Annotated in this window: 7 protein-coding genes; 3 read left to right on the top strand and 4 right to left on the bottom strand. The window is 51.7% G+C overall.

The window, feature by feature from the left end; translation table 11 throughout:
- Positions 1-38: 38 nt before the first annotated feature.
- A complete protein-coding gene (gene polA, locus IM284_RS15145; RefSeq protein ID WP_047366773.1) occupies positions 39-2,831 on the bottom strand; it encodes a DNA polymerase I in 2,793 nt (930 codons plus the stop codon).
- 440 nt (positions 2,832-3,271) lie between these two features.
- Between polA and IM284_RS15150 the strand changes: the two genes are divergently transcribed.
- Positions 3,272-4,180 (top strand): acyltransferase, encoded by a 909-nt coding sequence (locus IM284_RS15150; protein ID WP_047366772.1) that lies wholly within the window; start codon positions 3,272-3,274, stop codon positions 4,178-4,180.
- Between the two features lie 23 nt (positions 4,181-4,203).
- Here the strand turns inward: IM284_RS15150 and dsbA are convergent, their stop codons facing one another.
- From dsbA to IM284_RS15165, 3 genes are all read right to left on the bottom strand, one after another.
- Positions 4,204-4,827 (bottom strand): thiol:disulfide interchange protein DsbA, encoded by a 624-nt coding sequence (gene dsbA, locus IM284_RS15155; protein WP_028014899.1) that lies wholly within the window; start codon positions 4,825-4,827, stop codon positions 4,204-4,206.
- Positions 4,828-4,854: 27 nt separating this feature from the next.
- On the bottom strand, positions 4,855-5,841 hold the full coding sequence (locus IM284_RS15160) for a serine/threonine protein kinase (protein ID WP_047366771.1): 987 nt from the start codon (positions 5,839-5,841) through the stop codon (positions 4,855-4,857).
- A gap of 75 nt (positions 5,842-5,916) precedes the next feature.
- On the bottom strand, positions 5,917-6,186 hold the full coding sequence (locus IM284_RS15165; RefSeq protein ID WP_008501866.1) for a YihD family protein: 270 nt from the start codon (positions 6,184-6,186) through the stop codon (positions 5,917-5,919).
- Positions 6,187-6,254: 68 nt separating this feature from the next.
- Here IM284_RS15165 and mobA point away from each other — a divergent pair, with 68 nt between their 5' ends.
- Positions 6,255-6,839: a molybdenum cofactor guanylyltransferase MobA gene (mobA, locus tag IM284_RS15170; protein ID WP_047366770.1), complete on the top strand. Its 585-nt coding sequence runs from the start codon at positions 6,255-6,257 to the stop codon at positions 6,837-6,839.
- Complete coding sequence (gene mobB, locus IM284_RS15175) at positions 6,836-7,339, top strand: molybdopterin-guanine dinucleotide biosynthesis protein MobB (RefSeq protein WP_047366769.1); 504 nt, start codon at positions 6,836-6,838, stop codon at positions 7,337-7,339. The genes mobA and mobB overlap by 4 nt, the downstream gene beginning before the upstream one ends.
- Positions 7,340-7,432: the final 93 nt, after the last annotated feature.

A 7,432-nucleotide genomic window follows, 5' to 3' on the forward strand; every position in this document is an offset into this window, starting at 1 on the left:
TGCTAACTTACATAAAAAGCGCGTTATTCACAGAACCTTTAGTGAGCCTGATCCCAGTTTTCACCACTTCCCACTTCCACCAGCAACGGCACGTCCAGCGTCATGCTGCTTTCCATCAGTTCGTGGATCTTCTTCGACACGGCGTCGAGGTCGTCCTTGTGCACTTCAAATACCAGTTCATCGTGTACCTGCATGATCATTTTCACGCGCGGCTTCTCTTTCTCCAGCCAGTCATCAACGGCGATCATTGCGCGCTTGATGATGTCCGCTGCGGTACCCTGCATCGGGGCGTTGATCGCCGCACGCTCTGCGCCAGCGCGGCGCGCCGCGTTGCTGGATTTGATGTCCGGAAGATAGAGACGACGGCCATCCAGGGTTTCAACGTAACCTTTCTCTTTCGCCTGCGCGCGGGTGCGTTCCATATATTCCAGAACGCCCGGATAACGCTCGAAGTAAAGATCCATATACTTCTGCGACTCTTTGCGCGGAATGTTTAGCTGGCGTGAAAGGCCAAACGCGCTCATGCCGTAAATTAGACCGAAGTTGATCGCTTTTGCACTGCGGCGCTGTTCGTTGGTTACGCTGTCCAGCGGCAGACCGAAGACTTCGGCTGCTGTCGCCCGGTGAATATCCTTTCCTTCGGCAAACGCGCTGAGAAGGCCTTTGTCACGGGAGAGGTGCGCCATAATGCGCAGTTCGATTTGCGAGTAGTCAGCCGAGACAATCAGGTAGTCATCAGGGGCTATAAAGGCCTGACGAATGCGGCGCCCTTCCTCATTACGCACCGGAATGTTCTGCAGGTTAGGATCGGTTGACGAGAGACGCCCGGTTGCCGCTACCGCCTGATGATACGACGTGTGCACACGACCTGTTTTCGGGTTGATCATCAGCGGAAGTTTGTCCGTGTAGGTAGACTTCAGCTTCGCGAGACCGCGGTACTGCAGAATCACTTTTGGCAGCGGGTAGTCCAGCGCCAGCTCTTCCAGCACCTCTTCAGAGGTTGACGGCGCGCCGCCAGGGGTTTTCTTCAGCGGCTTGATGCCCTGCTTTTCAAACAGAATGGTTTGCAGCTGCTTCGGTGAAGAGAGGTTAAACGGCTCGCCTGCAAGCTCATGCGCTTTCTGCTCGAGCTCGGTCAAACGCTGCGCGAGCTCGCCAGAGTGGTTATGCAGCACCGTTGGATCGATCTTAACGCCATTGCGTTCGATACGGGACAGCACGGGCACCAGCGGCATTTCAATATGCTGGAATACGTTCAGCGGACCTTCGTGCTTCTGCAGTTTTGGCCACATCTTCAGATGCAGTTGCAGCGTGACGTCGGCATCTTCCGCCGCGTAGCGCCCTGCTTCTTCAAGAGCAATCTGGTTAAAGGTGAGCTGATTTTTCCCTTTACCGGCAATCTCTTCAAAGGTAATGGTTTTGTGCTTGAGCCAGCGGTCAGATAAGGAATCCATATCATGACGGCCCGCCACGCTGTCCAGAATGTAGGATTCGAGCATAGTGTCAAAGGCAATCCCGCGCAGCTCAATGCCGTAGTTCTGCAGAATGCCGCGGTCGTACTTGAGGTTTTGCCCAACCTTCAGCGCCTTTTCGTCTTCCAGAATCGGCTTCAGTAGCTCAAGCGCGCGCTCGCGGGAGATCTGCTCCGGCGCATCCAGGTAGTCGTGCGCCACGGGAACGTAGGCGGCAATACCCGGCTCTGTCGCAAAGGACAATCCCACCATATTGGCTGAGATGTTGTCGAGGCTGTCTGTTTCGGTGTCAAAGGCAAAGACCGGCGCTTTTTTCAGTTTCTCGATCCAGGCGATCAGCTGTGACTCTTCCAGAATGGTTTCGTAGTTGTCGAAGGAGAGCGCTGCGGCTTCTTCTTCAGCCTGATCTTCGGCATCAACGACAATCGTCTCTTTCGGCTTAGCAGCAGGTTTGGCCCCTTTTGCCTGCAGCCATTTACCGGCTTCTACGTCAGTGGTCCAGCGCTTGAATTCGTATTTCTTAAACAGGCTCAGCAGGTCGTCAGCGGAAGGCTGTTGCACTTCCAACTGCTCACAGCCCAGCTCCAGTTCCACATCGGTTTTGATTGTTGCCAGCTTATAGGAGAGATAAGCCACCTCTTTGTTCTCTTCCAGCTTCCCGGCCATGGTTTTTGCGCCACGGAAGGAAAGTCCGGCGATTTTGTCTGGTTCCGCGTAGAGCGTGTCCAGGCCACCCAGCCCCTGAAGCAGCGCCTGCGCGGTTTTTTCACCGACGCCAGGAACGCCAGGAATGTTATCCGAGGAGTCGCCCATCAACGCGAGGAAGTCGATAATCAGCTCTGGCGGCACGCCATACTTAGCGACTACTTCTTCTGGCCCCAGAATGGTGTTGGTCATGGTGTTGATCAGGGTAATACCTGGCGTCACCAGCTGCGCCATATCTTTATCACCGGTGCTGATCAGCACCGGACGGCCCATTTTTTCAGCTTCACGCGCCAGCGTACCGATGACGTCGTCAGCCTCCACGCCAGAGACGGCCAGCAGCGGCAGGCCCATTGCTTTCACCATGGCGTGCAGCGGCTCAATCTGCGCACGCAGATCGTCAGGCATTGGCGGACGATGGGATTTGTAATGTTCGAACAGCTCATCGCGGAAGGTTTTGCCTTTCGCATCAAAAACGACAGCCGCATGGGTGGGCTGATACTGAAGAATCAGGCTGCGCAGCATGTTCAGCACGCCGTACATCGCGCCGGTAGGTTCCCCTGCGCTATTGGTCAGAGGAGGAAACGCATGGTACGCCCGATACAGGTAAGAAGAGCCGTCGACGAGAATAAGTGGGTTTTCTGGGATCTGAACCATAATGTCCGTGCCTTTAATCAATTTATGCGTAAAGGATGCCACAGAAGGATGAAAACATCAGTTATTCAGGTTCGATACAGGAAAAGATTTTGCGATCGTGAGGATCGCTCGCAAAATTCAAACTGTGGATAAGTTTGTGAATATTTTCACTTCAAATGAAAAACAGATACTTAAAGCAGGCGCGCGTTGAGAATAAATTATTACATATCATAATGTTAACAACTAACACTGCATGAAAATAGCCTGCTGATGGCAATTTAGTCTATGTGGATATAAGTCCTGATTAGCGCACAATATTAGAGAAATCTTCTGCTTCAGGGGAAAAGCCGTCTATTGACGATATGAAAGCGCCATAATTTTGTCACTTTTCTGATAAAATCAGCCCCCGGCGCCGTATCATCGGCCGGTCCATTAAAGCTAACCACCTGAAAAAGCTCATCATGTCGAGATTGCTCACTGCAATAACATTACCGCTAAGCATCATTTTAACTATTCTGGTGACGATTGCGTGTTCTGTGCCAATCATTATCGCCGGGATCGTTAAACTGCTGCTGCCTGTGCCTGCGGTGTGGCGATCCGTCTCTGCGTTTTGTAATTTCATGATGTATTGCTGGTGTGAAGGGCTAGCGATCCTGCTGTGCCTGAATCCGCATCTGAAATGGGATGTCGAAGGGCTTGAGAGCCTCAACAAAAAGAACTGGTACCTGCTGATTTGCAATCATCACAGCTGGGCGGACATCGTGGTGTTATGCGTGCTTTTTCGCAAACATATCCCGATGAACAAGTACTTCCTGAAGCAGCAGCTCGCCTGGGTGCCCTTTATCGGGCTGGCCTGCTGGGCGCTTGATATGCCGTTTATGAAACGCTATTCGCGCAGCTATCTGATTCGTCATCCGGAGCGTCGCGGTAAGGATGTGGAGACCACGCGCCGCTCCTGTGAAAAGTTTCGCGCACATCCAACGACCATCGTGAACTTTGTTGAAGGCTCACGGTTTACGGAAGATAAACGTCAACAAACACGCTCCCCTTATCAGAACCTGCTTCCGCCAAAGGCGGCGGGTATTGCGATGGCGCTTAACGTGCTGGGCGCACAGTTCGATAAACTTCTGAACGTTACGCTCTGCTATCCGGAAAATGACAGGACGCCATTCTTCGATATGCTCAGCGGCAAGCTGACTCGCATTGTTGTTCGGGTGAATTTAGTGCCGATCGATGCCGGGCTGCACGGTGACTACGTTAACGATAAGAATTTTAAACGTGGTTTCCAGCAGTGGCTTAATACGCTCTGGAAAGAGAAAGACGAACAGATAGACAGCATTAAATCTTCATACAAAAACGCCGGTCAGTGACCGGCGTTTTCATATCAACGAAATTACTTCTTCTCAACCAGGTATTTCACGGTGTCAGCATACTGCTGTACGAAAATATCCATGCTGCTGGTGTCCATGCCCTGCATGTTCAGCTGATATTTGCCGTTAACAAACATTGCCGGAACGCCCTGAAGCTGCAGATCAGCGGCCGCTTTTTCCTGCTGAGCAACCAGAGATTTCACTACAAAGCTGTTCCACGCGGCGTCGTACTCTTCACCTTTCACACCGGCATCAACGAACACTTTGCGGATATCCGCAGTGGTCTGAACGGTCTGGGTTTTCTGTACGGCTTCGAACATTGGAGCAGTGATTTTATCTTCCACGCCCAGCGCCATCGCAACCGCCCACGCCTGAGTCAGGTCTTTACCCAACGGGCCCAGGAACTCAACGTGGTACTTGGTCATTTTGGTGCCTTCCGGCAGCTTCTTCTTCACGTTGTCAGAAACATGCAGCACCTCTTCGAATTGATAGCAGTGCGGGCAATAGAATGAGAAGAACTCCAGAACCTGTGGCTCGCCAGCAACCGGCTTTTCCAGCGTGATAAACTGTTTACCGTCGGTAAACTGCGCAGCAGAAGCGCTAAATGCCAGAATCATACCTGCCAGCGCCAGCCAAATTTTTTTCATGATTAACTCTCTCCTGGGTGTGTCCAATTAATACATCGGCGTTAATTGCAGAGGGGGTTCCTGAAGAACCTTAACCTGCTGAGTGAATGTAGATATCTGGCTGCGCCAGTAATCTTCTCCGGTAAGCCACGGGAAATTACGAGGAAATGCGGGGTCGTCCCAACGCCTGATTAACCATGCGAGATAATAAACAAAACGCATCGCACGTAAAGGCTCAATCAGGGCAATTTCGTCTGAATTAAACGGGCTAAATTCTTCATAGGCTTCAATAATCGTTTCAAGCTGCATGCGCTGCTCGGCTTTGTCGCCATTGAGCAGCATCCACAGATCCTGAACCGCTGGTCCCATGCGCGCATCGTCGAGATCGACAAACAGCGGTCCATCGCGCCAGAGAATATTTCCGGCGTGACAATCGCCATGCAGGCGCAGAACGGAAATATCATCACGCCAGCAGGTTTTCACCGCAGCAATAAGCTTATCGGTGGCGTTGAGGAAATCATCCTTTAACGCAGCGGGGATCAGCGCAGACGTTTCGAATATCTGACGTGGTTCGGTGAGATATTCATGAATCCCGATCGTTGGTCGGGCAGTGAACGCTGTTTTACGTCCCGTCTGATGAATGCGTCCCAGATAGCGAGCAACCCACTCCATCTGATCGATATTATCCGCTTCAAACTGGCGGCCACCCAGACTGGGGAATACGGCGTAGTAAAACCCTTCATGCGTGAGCAGCGTTTGGTTATTGAACTTTATCGGCGCGGCAACGGGAACGTCATCAACCAGCAGATCGTGAGCAAACTGGTGCTCCTCCTGAATTTGCTGTGCAGACCAACGTTCAGGGCGATAGAACTTTACGACGAAGCGCTGACGATCCTCGTCCTGAAATTGATAGACGCGGTTTTCGTAGCTGTTTAACGGAGTTAGCCCGGAATCCACACGAATACCCTGTTCAAACAGGGCATCCATAATGGTATCCGGGTGTAGTGTCTGGAAAGTAAAAGCCTGGTCGTTCATCCGATCATCCGGAAATTATACGAATGATTCAGGATATCATCTTGTAGCGATTTCGGTGGCTCCGCTTACAAGCTTTTACTCTTTAATTACGCCTCGGGCGCGCAGCAATGCAGTTTTAAAATCTTCCTCATAATCCTTCTGAATACCAGGAATAACAGCATCTTTGGCTGAGTCGCGCATTTTGAGGTGGTAGATCAGGATGTCGTCAGAAAGGTCTGCCAGATCGCCGTCAAAACCTGACTCTTTTGCCAGTTTCTGTAAGAATTGCATCAGATTCAGCTCTGGCTCTTTTTGCCAGGCTGGCTGGAGGAGTTCAATGACTTCATTCAGACGTTTACATTTCATGGTGGTGCTCCTTTCATTTAGAGTGACACGTTAGCAGGGTCAATCCCACAATAAAAGAGGCGATATTCGTGAATCTTAGCCTGGAAATCACTGGGGTCGTTCTGGCAGGCGGCAGAGCTACGCGGATGGGCGGGGAAGATAAAGGACTACAGCTCCTGAAAGGCAAGCCCTTATGGCAGCATGTCGCTGATACGCTTGTCGATCAGGTGTCAGCAATGGCGCTGAGCGCAAATCGCCATATCGATATTTACCAGCGCAGCGGGTTTCCCGTTTATCAGGATAATCTCGCAGATTTTCCGGGGCCGCTGGCAGGTATGCTTTCGGTGATGCAGCAGTCGCAGGGAGAGTGGTTTCTCTTTTGTTCGTGTGATACGCCATTTATACCCACCTGCCTGGTGGAACGGATGGTGCAACAGCGAGGTGATTCACCCGTGGTTTGGGTGCATGACGGCGAGCGCGACCACCCAACTATCGCGCTCATTAACCGATCCTTGATTCCTGCTATGAGCGACTATCTGGCTTCCGGAGAGCGAAGAGTGATGGTGTTTATGCGTAAGGTCGGCGGACATGCTGTTGATTTTAGCGACATGAAAACATCGTTCGTGAATGTGAACACAATAGAAGATTTACAGGCCATGCAGGAGAAGAGATGAACTCTGTTTTAGCCATTTCAGCCTGGAGTGGGACAGGAAAAACCACGTTGCTGAAAAAACTGATACTCGCTCTGTGCGCCCGCGGTATTCGTCCAGGCTTGATTAAGCATACTCACCATAATATGGATGTCGATAAGCCGGGCAAAGATAGCTATGAGCTGCGCAAAGCGGGTGCCGCGCAGACAATGGTAGCAAGCAACCAGCGTTGGGCATTGATGACAGAAACGCCGGATGAGGCACCGCTGGATCTCGCGTATCTGGTGAGCCGGATGGATCACTCCATGCTGGATCTGGTGCTGGTTGAGGGATTTAAGCATGAGGCCGTGCCTAAGATCCTGCTGTTCAGAAGCGATGCCGGGCACGATATCAGCGAGTTAACGCTGGATGAGCATGTGATTGCGGTGGCCAGCGATGTTGCTCTCGATATTGAGGTTCCGGTGCTGGATTTAAATGATGAGGATGGGATTGCTGAGTTTATTGTGAAGTGGAGTGCGGTCTGACTTGCCGGGTGGCGGCTTCGCCTTACCCGGCCTACGGTTTGTGCAGCGCAGAAACGCAAAAAGGCCATCCTTGCGGATGGCCTCTTCACTTAA

Source organism: Enterobacter cloacae complex sp. P12RS (genome assembly GCF_014895875.1).
Lineage (GTDB): Bacteria > Pseudomonadota > Gammaproteobacteria > Enterobacterales > Enterobacteriaceae > Enterobacter > Enterobacter bugandensis.

Bases quoted from the DNA above. Each gene is read 5' to 3' on its own strand.
- polA (WP_047366773.1), bottom strand. From the start codon at position 2,831: ATGGTTCAGATCCCAGAAAACCCACTTATTCTCGTCGACGGCTCTTCT.
- IM284_RS15150 (WP_047366772.1), top strand. From the start codon at position 3,272: ATGTCGAGATTGCTCACTGCAATAACATTACCGCTAAGCATCATTTTA.
- dsbA (WP_028014899.1), bottom strand. From the start codon at position 4,827: ATGAAAAAAATTTGGCTGGCGCTGGCAGGTATGATTCTGGCATTTAGC.
- IM284_RS15160 (WP_047366771.1), bottom strand. From the start codon at position 5,841: ATGAACGACCAGGCTTTTACTTTCCAGACACTACACCCGGATACCATT.
- IM284_RS15165 (WP_008501866.1), bottom strand. From the start codon at position 6,186: ATGAAATGTAAACGTCTGAATGAAGTCATTGAACTCCTCCAGCCAGCC.
- mobB (WP_047366769.1), top strand. From the start codon at position 6,836: ATGAACTCTGTTTTAGCCATTTCAGCCTGGAGTGGGACAGGAAAAACC.